Source organism: Luteipulveratus mongoliensis, from assembly GCF_001190945.1.
In the GTDB taxonomy this organism is placed as follows: Bacteria; Actinomycetota; Actinomycetes; order Actinomycetales; family Dermatophilaceae; genus Luteipulveratus; species Luteipulveratus mongoliensis.
The window spans coordinates 529,235-544,053 of record NZ_CP011112.1 but is presented as its reverse complement, the minus strand read 5'-3'; the positions used below and the strand labels follow the sequence as shown (position 1 = coordinate 544,053).

Annotated in this window: 13 protein-coding genes; 9 read left to right on the top strand and 4 right to left on the bottom strand. The window is 67.5% G+C overall.

Annotated features, from left to right (window positions below):
- Nucleotides 1-150 precede the first annotated feature (150 nt).
- From VV02_RS02545 to VV02_RS02535, 3 genes are all read left to right on the top strand, one after another.
- Nucleotides 151-597, top strand: coding sequence for a hypothetical protein (locus VV02_RS02545; protein WP_052589576.1), 447 nt, complete (start codon nucleotides 151-153; stop codon nucleotides 595-597).
- Between the two features lie 70 nt (nucleotides 598-667).
- Nucleotides 668-3,625 carry an AfsR/SARP family transcriptional regulator gene (locus tag VV02_RS02540; RefSeq protein ID WP_052589575.1) on the top strand — a complete coding sequence of 986 codons (2,958 nt, stop codon included), beginning with the start codon at nucleotides 668-670 and terminating at the stop codon, nucleotides 3,623-3,625.
- Between the two features lie 408 nt (nucleotides 3,626-4,033).
- Entirely contained in the window at nucleotides 4,034-4,552 is a 519-nt protein-coding gene (locus VV02_RS02535; RefSeq protein ID WP_157063240.1) for a hypothetical protein, read from the top strand.
- 94 nt (nucleotides 4,553-4,646) lie between these two features.
- On the opposite strand, the gene VV02_RS02530 is transcribed toward VV02_RS02535, so the two are convergent.
- Nucleotides 4,647-5,672 (bottom strand): gluzincin family metallopeptidase, encoded by a 1,026-nt coding sequence (locus VV02_RS02530; RefSeq protein WP_157063239.1) that lies wholly within the window; start codon nucleotides 5,670-5,672, stop codon nucleotides 4,647-4,649.
- 295 nt (nucleotides 5,673-5,967) lie between these two features.
- Between VV02_RS02530 and VV02_RS02525 the strand changes: the two genes are divergently transcribed.
- Nucleotides 5,968-7,578, top strand: a complete 1,611-nt coding sequence (locus VV02_RS02525) for a carboxylesterase/lipase family protein (RefSeq protein ID WP_052596458.1) — start codon at nucleotides 5,968-5,970, stop codon at nucleotides 7,576-7,578.
- A gap of 72 nt (nucleotides 7,579-7,650) precedes the next feature.
- Here VV02_RS02525 and VV02_RS02520 read toward each other — a convergent pair whose 3' ends face one another.
- Nucleotides 7,651-9,354, bottom strand: coding sequence for a hypothetical protein (locus VV02_RS02520; protein ID WP_157063238.1), 1,704 nt, complete (start codon nucleotides 9,352-9,354; stop codon nucleotides 7,651-7,653).
- A gap of 147 nt (nucleotides 9,355-9,501) precedes the next feature.
- On the opposite strand from VV02_RS02520, the gene VV02_RS02515 reads away from it, so the two are divergent.
- Both VV02_RS02515 and VV02_RS02510 read left to right on the top strand, forming a co-directional pair.
- Nucleotides 9,502-9,789 carry a LuxR C-terminal-related transcriptional regulator gene (locus tag VV02_RS02515; protein ID WP_052589571.1) on the top strand — a complete coding sequence of 96 codons (288 nt, stop codon included), beginning with the start codon at nucleotides 9,502-9,504 and terminating at the stop codon, nucleotides 9,787-9,789.
- A gap of 117 nt (nucleotides 9,790-9,906) precedes the next feature.
- Nucleotides 9,907-10,512, top strand: a complete 606-nt coding sequence (locus VV02_RS02510) for a hypothetical protein (protein ID WP_052589570.1) — start codon at nucleotides 9,907-9,909, stop codon at nucleotides 10,510-10,512.
- Between the two features lie 68 nt (nucleotides 10,513-10,580).
- On the opposite strand, the gene VV02_RS02505 is transcribed toward VV02_RS02510, so the two are convergent.
- Nucleotides 10,581-11,192 (bottom strand): NADPH-dependent FMN reductase, encoded by a 612-nt coding sequence (locus tag VV02_RS02505; protein ID WP_052589569.1) that lies wholly within the window; start codon nucleotides 11,190-11,192, stop codon nucleotides 10,581-10,583.
- A gap of 102 nt (nucleotides 11,193-11,294) precedes the next feature.
- Here VV02_RS02505 and VV02_RS02500 point away from each other — a divergent pair, with 102 nt between their 5' ends.
- Complete coding sequence (locus VV02_RS02500) at nucleotides 11,295-12,149, top strand: helix-turn-helix domain-containing protein (protein WP_052596457.1); 855 nt, start codon at nucleotides 11,295-11,297, stop codon at nucleotides 12,147-12,149.
- A 52-nt stretch (nucleotides 12,150-12,201) separates the two neighbouring features.
- Nucleotides 12,202-12,429, top strand: a complete 228-nt coding sequence (locus tag VV02_RS02495) for a biotin/lipoyl-binding carrier protein (RefSeq protein WP_052589568.1) — start codon at nucleotides 12,202-12,204, stop codon at nucleotides 12,427-12,429.
- 49 nt (nucleotides 12,430-12,478) lie between these two features.
- Here VV02_RS02495 and VV02_RS02490 read toward each other — a convergent pair whose 3' ends face one another.
- The gene (locus VV02_RS02490) at nucleotides 12,479-13,123 is read right to left on the bottom strand and encodes a TetR/AcrR family transcriptional regulator (protein WP_245632978.1); all 645 of its coding nucleotides are present in this window, start codon (nucleotides 13,121-13,123) and stop codon (nucleotides 12,479-12,481) included.
- Between the two features lie 147 nt (nucleotides 13,124-13,270).
- Between VV02_RS02490 and VV02_RS02485 the strand changes: the two genes are divergently transcribed.
- Complete coding sequence (locus tag VV02_RS02485; RefSeq protein WP_052589567.1) at nucleotides 13,271-14,761, top strand: MFS transporter; 1,491 nt, start codon at nucleotides 13,271-13,273, stop codon at nucleotides 14,759-14,761.
- Nucleotides 14,762-14,819: the final 58 nt, after the last annotated feature.

Genomic DNA, 14,819 nt, shown 5'->3' with positions numbered 1-14,819 from the left:
ACCTCCGCCTTCCAACTGGTCCTCCTGACCCAGCCGCCTCGACATCATGGCCCGGCTGATCGACGCAGTCTGGACGGCGCCGCAGTTAGCGGTTCATTAGCGGCGCCCGCCACGGTGTTCGGCACCACGTCACCTGAGGAGGAGATGACCATGAAACACACCTTCGCGACTGTCGCCGCCGTCGCAGGACTGGTGCTGGCAGGAACGGTCGCGACCGCGCCGTCCGCCAGTGCCCAGAAGATCCCGGTCGGATGCGCCAGCCCACAGCTCATCAACAGTGCCCCGATCATGTACGGCGTTGGGTCACAGACCTGGCGAATCGGCACCATCACGCAGTACTGGGGCTGGTGCAATTCGGCCAAGCGCAACTGGGCCCACGTCCACCTGTACCAAGGCAACGAAGCGTTCGGGTTGCAGATCGCGATCCAGACCCGCGACTGGGTGATGCACGGGCTCAAGACGGTGAACGACGGTCGGGACTTCACATCACGTCCGACGGACACCCTGAGCGTCGACACTCGAGCCCGGGTGAGCGGCAACTTCTGGAATGGCGGCCTGGCCACCTTGACTCCGGTCCAGGTGACCCCTTGGACGTGAGTCATCCTGATGTGCTGGCCCGCTAGCTGAAGGCGTCCGCTGCCCAGCCTGGGAGACGCCACAATGAGGCGTGCGGTTCTGTCTCCTGGGTCCGGTCACGGCTCAGTCGGCCGACCAGGCCATCGAGCTCGGTCGGCGCGAGCGCCTTGCGCTGGCGTACCTGCTCCTGCGCAGCGATCGCCTCACCTCGACCGATCGACTCATCGACATGTTGTGGTCCGACCCGCCGCGCACCGCACGCCAACAGCTGCACAACGTCATCGCGAGTCTTCGGCGCCGGGTGCAGCACGGCTGTGACGAGCTGATCGTGACCCGCCCCATGGGATACGAGCTGCGGTTGGGAGAGCACCAGCTCGACGTCCTTGAGTTTCGTCGCCACGCTGGTCGTGGGCGCGACGCCTTGCTGAACGGCCGATACGACGAGGCCGAGCCTTGCTTCGCCTCCGCCTTGGCGCTGTGGCGGGGTGCCGCCATGGAGGACGTCACTGGCGAGTGGGCAGACAACCTGCGTGCGTCCCTCATGGACGAGCGGGTCGCCGTGGCGGAGGCATGGCTCGACTGCCTCTTCGAGCTCGGCCGGCACGAGGAGGTCATCGAGGCAGCTGGTCCGTTGATCGTCGCATCGCCTTACCGCGAGGGACTGCACGAGCACCGCCTGCGGGCCCTGGCGGCAAGCGGCCGACGTACCGAGGCGTTGGAGGGCTACCAGGCGATCCGCCGGACGATGGTGGACGAACTCGGCATTGAGCCCGGCGCCGGTCTGAGGCTGCTTCATCAGCGCCTTCTGGACGGGTCGGACCTGCCGCCCCGATGGTCGTCTCCTCCCCGCCCTCGGCCGCTTGAGGTGCCCCCTGCGCCCTATCTGTTCGGCCGCGACGAGCTCCTCGACCAGCTCGAGCACGAGCTGGTGCCAACGACCGAGCCGGTCGTCGTGGCACTGACCGGCATCGGTGGCGCCGGCAAGACCAGCCTTGCCGTCGCGGCTGCGCACAGAGTCGAGGGACGTTTTCGTGGTGGCGTCCTGTTCGCCGACTTGCGCGGCTCGAGCGCCCATCCCCTTGTCCCGCACGAGATCGCTGCACGCTTTCTTCGGTCCCTCGGCACACCTGCGGACCACGTACCCGACAACCCTGACGAACGTCTGACGTTGTACCGCAGCACCATCGCCGACTCCCCCGCCCTCGTCGTCCTGGACGACGCGGGTGCCGAGGCACAGGTGCGCCCGCTGCTGCCGGCCGCGGCCGGGTGCGCAGCCCTGGTCACCTCACGCAGGCGCCTGTCCGGTCTGGCTACTCATGCCCGGGCACGGACCATCGGCGCCCTCGGCCCGCAGGACGCGGCGAACCTCCTGATCGCCTCCAGCACCCGCGATGACATCACGCGTGAGCAGGCGTACGCCGCGGCCGAGCTGTGCAGTGGCCTGCCGCTCGCGTTGTGTGTGGCCGGTGCGCGTCTGGCCGTGAGCACACACGTCGACATCGCCGAGATGCTGGCCCAGTTCAGACAGGAGCACGACCACCTCGACGGCTTCGCGCTCGGAGATCTCGATGTACGCGCCGCGCTGTCCACGTCGTACGACAACGGGCTCAGTGTGGGTGCGCAGGACCTCCTGTGCGCCCTCGGGCTCACTGCAGGGCAGTCCTGGCCACGGTGGCTGGCCGACATCGCAAGTCCCGAGAACCGCAGTCTTCCCGCGCTCGAAGAACTCATCAACGTCCACTTCGTCGAACCGGACGGCCGCGATCGGACCGGCCGACCCCGGCTCCGCATGCACCGGCTCGTCGCGGAGTTCGCGAGCGAGCGGGCGCGGGCACGCTGGTCGACCACGGCCGTACGAGAGCGACAGGTCACAGCGCTCCGCGGGTGGCATGGGCTCGCGGCCTTCTGCGACGAGCAGCTGGATCATGGCATGGACACGGTTCACGGACTGCCGCCAGCCACTGCCATCGATGGCGTCATCGGTGGGCGCGAGCACGCCTACGACTGGTTCCAGGTCGAGTACGGCAGCCTGCTCGATGCTGTCGATCGAGCCATCGCCCTCGAGGAGTACGACCTCGCCGCCTCAATTGCGTTGCGTACCAATGGTTTTCTCACCGTTAAGGCCTTCGACGTCGAGCGTGAGGCAATGCTGCGAAAGTGCCTGGCGTTGCCCCTACGAACGCTGCTTCGGGAGCGGCTCCTGCGCGGGCTGTTCGCAGTCTTGGCCCAGCGTGGGCGCGACACCGAGCTTGCGCCGGTTGCGCAGCAGCTCCTGACGGCCGCGACCGAGCATGGAGATCCGATCGGTGTACAGCTCGCACTCGCCCGCTGTGGCAGTGCCGCCAGCTTCGTGAACCGCTTCGAGGAGGCGACGAGCTTCCTGATTCGAGCGGCCGATGCCGCGGCTGCGTTGAACGACCCGGGTGCAGTGGCGGAAGCACGCGGGCGCCTGGCCATGGTCCATCTCGAGACGGGACACCCGTCGGAGGCCGAGCCCCTGCTGGCCGAGGTGATCCGCAGCGAGCGCAGGCTGGGCGCGTCACGGTCGGTCGCAGTCTGGCTGGTTGCCCACACCGACTGCTTGATCGAGATCGGCAGGCTGCAGGATGCCGCCAAGGACATCGAGGAGGCCCACGCCATCGCCGTCGCGATCGGGGACGAATACGGTCAGGCGACCTGCGGTCTGCGACGAGCCACTTTGTTGAACCGCAAGGGCGATGTCGCCGCAGCCTGGCGCAGCTTGGAGCACAACAGTCCGGTGCTGGATCGCCATGCCGGCGCGGGCATCAACCTGGACGCTCTGCGACTCCGCGTGGATCTACTGCTCGCAGAAGGCAACTGGGCGTCCGCCGAGGAATCCCTGACGGCTCTGCTGACGGCTCGCAGACGTAGCCCCAACACGCTCGAGCTGGCGCGGGACCTCGCTCGTTCGGCCCGTCTTCGGCACGCGCAAGGCGACCCCGGCGCGGCATCCGACACCCAACAGGTCGCTCAGATCCTGCGACAGCTCGGACTCGAAAAGGCAACGCTGCGGTTGCCATCCCCATAAAACGTCACCGCCTAGCCGCCGTCGATGCGAGCCTCTGAAGGCGCACTCATCGTGGGGAGCAACGTTGAGCCCGCTCCAACACGTCACAAAGGCATCAGGTCGAGCGCCAATGCGGCGGCTCGGATGTGAATGAAGAAGGGGACACCAGATGAAGGTTCTTGCAGCAGCGCTTCTCGTGGCAGCGGTCGGGGGTGGCCTACAAGCGGCCCACACCTTCGCTTCGGCGTCCACTGACGGCTCCCACTCGCCGATCGTGGCAAGCCGGTGGTGCGGCGGTGGGTGCTCGGACCCGAAGCCAGACCCCGTGTGAGCGGCGACCCGGTCGGGCCATCGTCGAGCAGTTAGCGGTTGAGTAGGGCCGCCTTCCACGATCACTCCAGGTCCCGACCGGGTCCGCTTCATGCACCGATGAGCAAGGAATCTGTGATCACGATGGCCCGACGTACGTACTTGATGGTGGGCGCAGCCGCCCTGGCCCTGACCGGATCGATCGTGGGCAGCACGCCGTCGGCGCTGGCCAGCGGCGGTGGCTACGAGCTGAAGACCCTCCGCGGCGGCACCACCGACGGAGCGGCCTACTCCGGGGGCTCCGTGAGCTTCCCCGACCATCTCACCGCCATCATCAAGATCACCGCGCTGGCCGACTGGTGCGACAGCCACGGCGGCGGCGACAGTGCGGACGCCGTCCTCTTCGTCCAGATCGACAACGACTCCGGTTGGCGGCGCCTGATCTCCGACGACACCGGTTGTGGCGATGGGAGTATCTCGCCGCGGTCGATCCGGCTGACGGCGGGCGGCAGTGTCCGACTCGTCCTGGCCGAGTGCCGCAACACCGAGAGCGACTCCACGTGCAGGTCGCGGATCAGTAACGCGGGCAACCCCGCGACCTCGGTGGACTTCAGCAGGACCTTCACCAACCCGAACTAGCGGGTCTGATCCGCTGATCCCAGCCTGTACGACGAAGCCCGGCCCTCCCTGGGAGAGCCGGGCTCCGTCGTACTCGCTTGTCGCACCATCGGATTCAGCGCTTGTTGGTCCGCGCGACCCACGCCTTCCAACCTGGCACCAGCTCATCGATGGTGTGGCCGTACGTGTTCTTGGCGAACGTGTCGATCTGCCACGCTCGGTTCGTGACGTTGCGGACGAAGGTGCCCAGCTGTCGCGAGCCCTTGATGCTGCAGAGGTAACGCACGAACGACGCGCTCAGCGCGTAGGGCAACCCGGGCTCATCGCCGTACAACGCGTCCTCGTCCGGGATCCGCAGGCGGGCCCCGCGGATGGTCCGGTCGTTCTCCTGGCGCACTCTCGGATCCTGAACCTCGGCAGCGATCTCCGCATAACCCTCGGTGAGCCAGGCTGGCATGTCGCTGTAGGCGTACGACACCGTGGTCAGGTGCATCAGCTCGTGCGTCATGACCGAGGAAGGTCGTTCTCCCACGTACGGAGACCCACTGCGGGTGTCGGGCCCGATGCCGATGTAGGTGGTCTGGTCGGAGTACTGCATGAAGCCGAGCCAACCGCGTGGACTGTCCCGGGCCGCACGCCCGAAGTCACGGGCCGATGCCGGCACGAGCACCAGACGGCGTGGCTCCAGCGGGATCGCATCGCCGTAGACCCGCGTAGTGACATCGATGCTCTTGCGCAGGTCGGCCGCGGAGCGCTGCAGCACCTGGTCCGACACGTCGCCCACGAGCACGATCGGACCCAGCTCCGTGTACTTCATCCCAGGACGCGCCAGCCAGCCGAGCGCGTCCCTTTTCAGGAGGGCGGCGGCCGGAGACCCAGCCGTGACCTGCTTGATCGGGCCCGGCGCGGGAAGCGTGTTGAACGTCTCGGCGGGAGCTGGGCCGAGCGGCGGCGGCATCGTGGTGCAGTCGCCTCCGTGGACCGCCTTCGGAGGCGCCGCAGCCACGGGCGCAGCAGTCTTCGGTGTTGCCGTCCTCGTCGCCGGTGCCGGAGTGCGGCGTTCGGGTGTGGGGTCGGAGCTGCAGGCAGTCAGTGCCAGCAGGCATCCAAGGAGCGCGGCCCCCAGCCGCGGCAAGTTCATGGGCGGACCCTAACCCGAGCGTCCCTCGCGACCGCAAACAGGCGTCCGCCTCGGCGAGTGGTGGCTGGTACAGCACACAGGGCACCTGCGACGGGCCGGCAAGAACGTCACGGTCAACCCTCACCGACCAACCCGCATATCAACCTCCCACCCGCCTGCCTGCCTCCGACTCCCGCCCTACGGGTTCTGAGTTCGGGGGTCTAGACCCACCTCGACTCGGGTAGTGGGCCCAATGCCAAGACCCTCTCGTCGCTGAAGCATGGAGACATCGCTCAACGACAAGGGAGTCATCGTCATGACGCAGCACCAGACCACCGCACGGGTCGCACTCACCGCAGCCGTCGCCCTCGCCACCATCAGCGTCGCCGGACCGGCTGTTGCCGCGAACACGTCGCCTGGTCAGGGATCAGTCGTACGCACCGACGCCGGCAAGGTCCGCGGCACGGTCGACACGAATACCCTTGTCTTCCAAGGCATTCCGTACGCCGCTCCACCGAAGGGTGCTCGTCGCTGGCACTCCCCGGCTCCGGTCACGCCGTGGCACGGCACTCGGAACGCCACGCACGCCGGCGCCAGCTGTCCGCAGACCGCCGGCTTCCTCGGCGATCCAAGCAGCGTCGACGAGGACTGCCTGTTCCTCAACGTGACAACGCCCCGCAGGTCGAGCGCCAAGCCTCGCCCAGTGATGGTCTTCGTCCATGGCGGCGGCTACTACTCCGGATCGGGCGCGCTCTACGGAGCGAAGAAGATGGCCAGCCAGGGCGACCTCGTCGTCGTCACACCGAACTACCGGCTCGGGATCTTCGGATTCCTCGACCACCCCGCCCTCGGACCGACCGCAGGCAACTTCGGCCTTGAGGACCAGCAGGCCGCACTCCGCTGGGTTCGTAAGAATGCCAAGGCTTTTGGTGGCGACCCGAACAACGTGACGCTCGTCGGCGAGTCCGCCGGCAGTGTCAGCACCTGCTCACATCTGGTTGCGCCGAGCTCGGCCGGTCTCTTCAACAAGGCCATCATGCAGAGCGGTCCGTGCAGCGAGGGTGATGCGTGGCCGTACACCCCGGAGGGCAACTGGTTCCCGCGGTCACGAGCCACCGCTGAGCGCGAAGGTGTCTCTGCCGCAACACAACTCAAGTGCACCGATCCAGCAACCGTTCTGAGCTGCCTCTACAAGAAGTCACCCGAAAAGCTGCTCACTGTGTCGGGCGGCGGGCAGGGCTTCGGGCCGGTGTACGGTGGCGGGCTTCTCCCGACCAGTACGCCAAAAGCGTTGGCAGCCGGGCATTTCAACAAGGTACCGGTCATGCACGGCACCACCCGTGACGAGCACCGCACCTTCGTGGCAGCGATCGAGACCTTCACCGGGCACCTCGCCACCGCCGACGACTACCGCAACGACCTGCGGTCCGTACTCGGCCCGGACAAGGCAGAGCGGGTGATGCAGCGCTACCCGCTCTCGGCGTACGACTCCCCGAGCGAGGCGCTCGCTGCAGTGTGGACCGACCGTGCCTTCTCCTGCCCAGCACTCACGTCGGACAAGTCGCTCAGCAAGCACGTGCCGACGTGGGCCTTCGAGTTCGCGGACGCCACCGCCCCCTGGGCAAAGGGCTCGCCGCCGCCGAGCTTCCCGATGGGCGCCTTCCACGCGGGCGAGCTGCAGTACCTCTTCGAGGACGCGCAGTTCCCCGGCCCCAAGACCGACGCTCAGCGCACCTTGTCCGACCAAATGGTCTCGTACTGGGCGACATTCGCCCATCACAGCAGTCCCAACGGCACGGGTACGCCGACCTGGCGCCCGTTCCGTACGACCACGCCGACCGTCCAGTCGCTCGGCACCGGCGCGGGCGGGGTACGTCCGGTCGACCTCGGCCGCGAGCACCAGTGCGGCTTCTGGCAGTCGCTCTGAGGCAGCACACTGGCGGTCGCCACGGGAGGTAGGTCTCCCGTGACGACCGCCAGTTCTGCGTGCTGATCTCTGTTACGCCGGCGCCATGCAGATGGCGTTGCCGACGCCCTTGTGCGTGTCGGTCTGGTGGATCTTGGCGTAGGCGGTGTTCCAGTCGTTCAACCAGTTGAGCGAGTTGAACGGTGACCATCCGCCACCACCGTGCCCGATCCACATGATCCGCAGCAGCGCCATGTCGTTGGGTGCGTCGTGCACCCACAGAGCGTCCCGCGCCTCCGGGTCCGAGGCGAGCGACTCGACGCGGTCCCGCTTGCCTTCGCGGTACATCCGATCGATCCAGTCTCGGACGTCGATGTTGTTCGGACTCCCTTGCAGCTCAGGGTCATTCGGCCAGTCGCCGATCTTGGACGCACGGTCGCGCAGGACAGACAGCGCGTCCCAGCGCATCGTGCCGAACTCATACGGCGTCAGGTCCAGCACCATGTTCTGGTTGCTGGTCACCGGCGTCATGTCGTTGCCGCCGTAGAACTTGTTGTACGCCTGCAGGGCGTTGGCGTCGGCGTTCCGGAGCCGCAGCTGGTAGTTCGACTGGTTGAGGTCACGCTCCCCATCGGGCGCGTAGACGTCGTGACGGACCATCGTGTTGTCGTCGATGCGATAGCTCACATCGTCGATCTGCCGGCCGTCCTTGTACTTCGTGACCATGTACGACATGTCCTCGCCGCTCTCGGGCATGTTGCCCTTGGCGTCGCCGAGCTGGACCTGGATGCCGTTGCGGCGGGCGTACTCCAGCCCCATCACGTCGGAGACGTTGCTCACGCCCGGACCATCGACCTCCGGGGCTTGGCCCGCGAAGACCATCCGGTAGTACGCCGACTTGCCCTCCGGAGTGTTGATGTCGAACTCCGCCTGCACGACGTGCTTGTCGGTCAGGGTGCGGTTGTCGAGGTAGCCGATGTTGTAGTCCTTGGTGCCGATCCCGAGGAATGTCGGGCTGGCGACATAGGACGCCGGTCCGTAGAGCACGCGCACCTTGCCACCAGGCATCTTGGTCACGGAGGTCGTGACACCGTCGCCCTCGGCGTACTCATAGCTCGCCACGATCCCCTTGTAGGTCGCGGTCAGTCCTGCGCCGTCGTAGTACTGCTGGTCCATCCCGACCGCAGTCCCCTCAGGCATGGACCCGGGGTCCAGTGGGTTGGGTGGCGGTGCGAGGTTCTGCGAGAGCTGGCCGGCCTGGCTCTGCACGCTGAAGGTCACCTTGTTGCCGGTGTAGATCTCACCCTTCAGGCCCACATCGCGCAGCTGCACCTCACCCTCGGCCGTCAGCCGCTCGTCGACCGAGATCGACGCCTTCTGGGTCTCGGTGCCATCGCCCTCCATCTGGGCCGGCTCAACAGTCGCCTGCCCGATGATCGCGGCGCTCACGCTCCCTGACGCCTTCTTCGGCTCGGCAAACGGGTCGAAGTTCGCCTCGGTCGGGAACTTCACCTCGATCTCACCCGGCGTCAGACCGCCGGTCGGCTGGGTCTTGCCCGGCCGGCAGACGGGGTCGCGCACAGGCTGCGGCGGGTCGTTCGGGTAGTTGTCGGGGCCGAGGTCGGCAGGCATCCGCGCGCCGGCGGTGTGCGCTGAGGCGGCATCCGCCTGGTTGTTGTTGGCGACCGCCGCGGTGACACCCCCGACGAGCAGCGTGCCCGCCATCACGATGCCGACGCGTTGCCGTGTCGTGGCTCCGGTCGTACGACGCGCACCTTGGCGACGTCGTCTCTCCATTCGCTGTCCCATGTGTCTCCCCTAGGTCGAATCAGACCTCGGTCCGATGGCCAGGCCGCCGACCTGGTTCCTTAGAAGGTTGTTAGGCGGCCCTGCCAGGCTTCCTTGTAAGCGAGCCGCAGGTCGCACCTCGGGGAGGGGGTCACCGTGACGAAGCCAGCGCAGTCGGGTGTCGTGACCCCGCTCGGCGGACGGCATCCGGTGTCGAACCAGTGCCCTCTGTCGACCCGCCAAGCGATGGTCCTGGAGCTCCTCGCGGCAGATCTGATCGATGAAGTCATCGCCCGCAAGCTCCGCGTCACCAGTCGCACGATTCGCAAGGAAGTCGCGGCGCTCTATCTCCACTTCGGAGTACAGAGCCGCTTCAGCCTGGGTATCGCCTACAGCCAGTGGCGTCGTCCAACGGCGTACGACTCAGCCCGCGTTCGCATGTGAACTGTCACACCGTGTCGAGATCGCTGATTCCACGGTGGCCCTCCCGCGCCCATGCCAGGATCCGGCCTGGATAGACGAGTGAGGGGCTCGTCAGCCCCACTGAACATAGGGAGACAAATGAAGATTGTACGAAAGCTGGCGACTGCCGCTGTGCTCGCGGCTCCGCTGGCCCTGGTCGGCATGGCCGGCCCGGCGAGTGCGCACGTTCCTGGCGCGAAGGCCGACTGCGACGGGCTCACCTTCAAGGCCACCAAGTACAACTCTCACGCTGACAACACGGTGACCGTCAAGATCGACGACGCCGTCGTGTCCGGCTGGGACGCCAAGAAGTTCGGCAAGGACGTCGACGGCGCCGTCGCCATCCCGCAGGACGCCAAGACCCACACCTGGGCCGTCATCATCGTCACGTCCGAGGACCCGACCGGGTCGCACGGCTGGACCAAGACCGAGAGTGGTTCGGTCGGTCCTTGCGGCGAGACGCCCACCCCGTCGACGCCTCCGACCACCGAGGAGCCGACCACGCCGCCGCCCACCACCGCGGTGCCGACGACGCCCCCCGCAATGGAGACCCCGACGCCGAGCGAGACCGTCACCGGCCCGCCCGTGCAGACGGACTTCGTCAACGACGGCAGCGCCAACCTCGTGCCGCTCGCCGCTGCAGGTGCGTTCGCATCGGTGACTGCTGCAGGCGCGTTCGTCGCCCGACGTCGCACCCGCCGCTAAGAACTCGCACGACCCGAAGGCCGGCTGATCAACGATCAGCCGGCCTTCGGCGTACTCGCTCGCACGGATCAGGCGACGTACGGCACCCGATCGCGGGCCGTACGCAACGCATCGCCCCACCAGGCGAGCTGGGCGAACATCGCCTTGGCGAACTCGAAGGACATGGGGTCGGTGGGCTGGCCGTCCTCGCCGAAGTTCTGCCAGTACATCGGGAAGCTCAGCCCGGTTCGTACCGGCACGGCGTGCAGCTCGATCAGCACGTTCTCCAGGTGCAGCACCGCATGCCGACCGCCGCTCATCCCGCCGTACGACACGAACGCGACCGGCTTGGCCTGCCACTGCAGGAAGTGCCAGTCGATCGCGGCTTTGAGCGAGGCGGGATAGCTGTGGTTGTACTCCGGCGTGACGATCAGGAAGGCATCGGCCGCGGCGAGGCGCTCGGTCAGCTGGGCCATCTCGGGCGGTCGCGGATAGCTCTCTCCGGCCGCGAGCGGGGACTCCGCCGGGAGCTCCAGCGGTAGATCCTCCTCGGCCAGATCGATCACGTCGATGTCGAAGCCGCCGTGGCCCTGCGCCTGCGCAGCAACCCAGCGTGCGACGACCGGCCCGAACCGGCCGCCGCGCACGCTGCCGACGATGATCGCCAGTCGAAGGGTCTGGGGAGTGGTCTGTGTGGTCATGCATCCAACCGTGCGGCCGCCACGCCAGAAGAGGGAGACCGTGCTGATCCTGGCCCCAGCAGGGCCACGCTCGCGGCAGCCACCCGACCTAGAGTGGATCGCGTGAGCAACGCCAACACGCTCGGTGCCTTCCTACGGTCCCGTCGCGACGCCACCTCGCCGGCCGACGTCGGCCTGCCGCCGGGCGTACGCCGACGCGCACCTGGCCTGCGCCGTGCCGAGCTGGCGATGCTCGCCGGTATCAGCGTCGACTACCTCGTGCGGCTCGAGCAGGGCCGCGACCAGCACCCTTCGTCGCAGGTTCTGGGCGCCCTCGGTGACGCGCTGCAGCTGAGCATCGACGAGCGTGTACACCTCAAGCGTCTCGCCAAGGTGTCATCCGGCGAGTGCCAGTTCAGCGAGCCGGAGACCGCCGAGCCCAACCGCAAGGTGCGGCCCACAGTGCGTGCGCTCCTGCGCCAGTTCGAACCGGGAATTGCGTTGGTAGTCAACATGGTTGGCGAGGTTCTTGCCTTTACGTCAGGCTACGACCGACTCGCGCGAGACACCGGCATCCTCGACCCTGACGTACCGAGCCTGCCGCGGTTCGTCTTCACCGACACTCGTGCGCGAGAGGTGTACGCCGACTGGGACGCCGTCGCCGATCATCACGTCGCGACGCTGTTGTCCTGGCCCCCCGACCCGCACGTCCGCGACCTCATCGACGATCTGACCAGCCTTGCCGGCGCGACATTCTCCGAGCACCTGGAGCGCCACCCCGTGCCCCGCGGCACGGGCGTCGAGCGCTGGGCGCATCCGACGGTGGGAGAGCTGCGGCTGTCGTACGAGTCGCTCGAGCTGCCGGTCGCGGACGGCCAGCGGCTACTGGTCTACCTGCCGGCGGACGAGGCAACAGCCGAGGCCATCGGACGCTTGCAGCGCGGGCGGCCGGGCAGGTTGCGAGCCGTCAGCTCCTGACCGGTCGGGCGCGTACGCGCGCGAAGCCGGCCGTGCGAGGCAGGATGGGCCCATGCCCGTCACGAAGCCGCAGGAGATCGTCTCGGACCTGGTCGCCAACGTCGCTCAGGTCCAGGTCACCGTCGGTCAGCAGGTCGAGGGCGGCGACGAGCTCGTGCTGCTGGAGTCGATGAAGATGGAGATCCCGGTCGTGGCCGAGCTGCCGGGGACTGTGAGTGATGTCCGGGTGCAGCCCGGCGACGTCGTCCAAGAGGGCGACATCCTCGTGATCCTGACCTGATCGTCAGGCGAACGAGCGAAAGCCGGCCGATCCCAACAGGATTCGCGGTTCAGCCGTCAGTCTTGGCGCCGTAGCGCAGACCGTCAAAGACGAGATCGACCAGCGCGAGCGTGGTCTCGGGTGGTGACGTCGGGGCACCCGGTCCACCGCTGGACAGGCAGATGCCACCGAGTGCACGCAGCAGCGCCTCGGCGCTGACGTCGGAGCGGATGCTGCCGGACTTGATCGCGGGCTGCAGGATGCGGTCGGTGGCGCTGCGCATCGTGGCCCGGGCGTCGGTGAAGGCGTCCGGACTGGACTGCATCATCGACCGCAGCAGCGTCACCATGCCCTGCTTCACCGCGTAGTAGTCGACAAAACCACGCATCCACTCGTGCAACGCCTCGGCGGGATCGTGCTGCTTGGGCAGCTCGTGGGAGCGCTGCTCGAGCGCCTCGATCTGGCGCCCGTAGACGGCCATCACCAGATCCTCGCGAGTCGGGAAGTGGCGGTAGAGCGTCCCGATGCCGACGCCGGCCTGCTTGGCGATGTAGTCCAGAGAGGCGTCCGCGCCCTTGTCCGTGAAGGCCTGGGTGGCGACCTGCAGCAGCTTGTCGCGGTTGCGGATGGCGTCAGCGCGCATCGGCTTGCAGGCCGGCGCATTGACGTCGATCGTCGGGCTCTCCTGGGTTGCCACGCCCTTGGCAGCGACCACAGCACACACCACCTTGCACAAACGGAGGGACACTCCGTATAGTACTAACCGGAGTCGCCCTCCGGACGTAGTCCGGACGACGATCACCAGGCGGAGACCATCTCCGTTTCACCCATGGTACCCCCGGATCGGGAAGGACTCCATTCCATGACTTCAGCCACTTCTCGCGCCACGACCGGTCGCACCCGACCCGTCGCCGCGTGGCTGCCGCTGGCCGTCGTGCTCGTCACCCAGATGATGATCGTGCTCGACGCCGCCATCGTGAACATCGCGCTGCCCGACATGCAGCAGGCCCTGAATATCCACCCCGCCGACCTCTCGTGGGTCATCAACGCCTACACGCTGGCGTTCGGCGGACTGCTGCTGCTGGGAGCCCGTGCGGGCGACCTGTTCGGGCGTCGTACGACGTTCGCAGCCGGCATGCTCCTGTTCACCACGGCCTCGTTGCTCGGTGGTTTTGCCACCGCTCCCGGCCAGCTGTTCGCCGCCCGCGCCGCCCAAGGTGTCGGTGCGGCTCTCGTCGCGCCCTCGGCGCTGGCGATCCTCATGTCCCTCTACACCGAGACGAAGGACCGCACCCGCGCCATCGGCTACTACACCGTCGTCTCGGCCAGCGGCGCGGCCGTCGGCCTGATCGCGGGAGGCGTGCTCACGTCGTACGTCTCCTGGCGTTGGGTGATGTTCGTCAACGTGCCGATCGGTGCGCTCGTACTCTTCGCCTCACGCTCGGCGCTGCCCAAGGGTCAGTTCCGCCGCGGCAAGGTCGATGTGCTCGGTGCTCTGCTGTCCACGGCCGGTATGACGACGCTCGTCTACGGATTCATCCGCGCGGCCGCCGATGGCTGGTCCGACGACGGCGCACGTCTGTCGTTCGCCGTCGCCCTCCTGCTGCTCGCGGCGTTCGTCGCCGTCGAGCGTCGGGTCAGCGAGCCGGTCACGCCACTGCACCTGTTCGCCGACCGCGAGCGCTCCACCGCCTACGTCGCTCGACTGCTCCTGGTCGCCGGCAGCATGGGGTCGTTCTTCTTCCTGAGCCAGTACTTCCAGATCGTGCTGGGTTGGTCGGCGATGAAGACCGGGCTCGCGTTCATCCCGTTCCCGATCACGATCTTCCTGTCGTCACAGCTGGCGACGCGGGTGCTGGTCGGACGCTTCGGAGCGAAACTCGTGATGGCGGCCGGTATGGCGCTGTCCACGATCGGTCTGCTGATGCTGGCCCAGATGGGTGCACACAGCACCTACTCCGAGCTGGTCGTCGGCATGGTGGTCTTCGCGCTCGGCAACGGCACGGCGTTCGTGCCGCTGACGGCCGCGGGTATCGCCAACGTCGAGCCCAAGGACGCCGGTGTCGCCTCGGGTCTGGTCAATGTGACCCAGCAGCTCGGTGGTTCGGTCGGACTTGCTGTGCTGGTCACGGTCTTCGCGACAGCCGGTGACGGTGCGGCGACGTCCGCAGCGGCCACCTCGAAGGCGAAGGACATCTTCGTGACCGGAGCTGACCGAGGGCTGCTCGTGGCAGCGGTCCTGCTCGCAGCGTCGCTCGCGCTGGTGCTCGTCGCGATGCGGCCGGCGCGCAAGCAAGAGGCCGTCGTCGAGAAGCCGGCCGAGCAGCTGGTGCTCGAGGCCGAGCCCGCCTGACGGACTCATCCCGTACGACGAGTGGCCGGCTCCGTGGGAGCCGGCCACTCTCGTACGT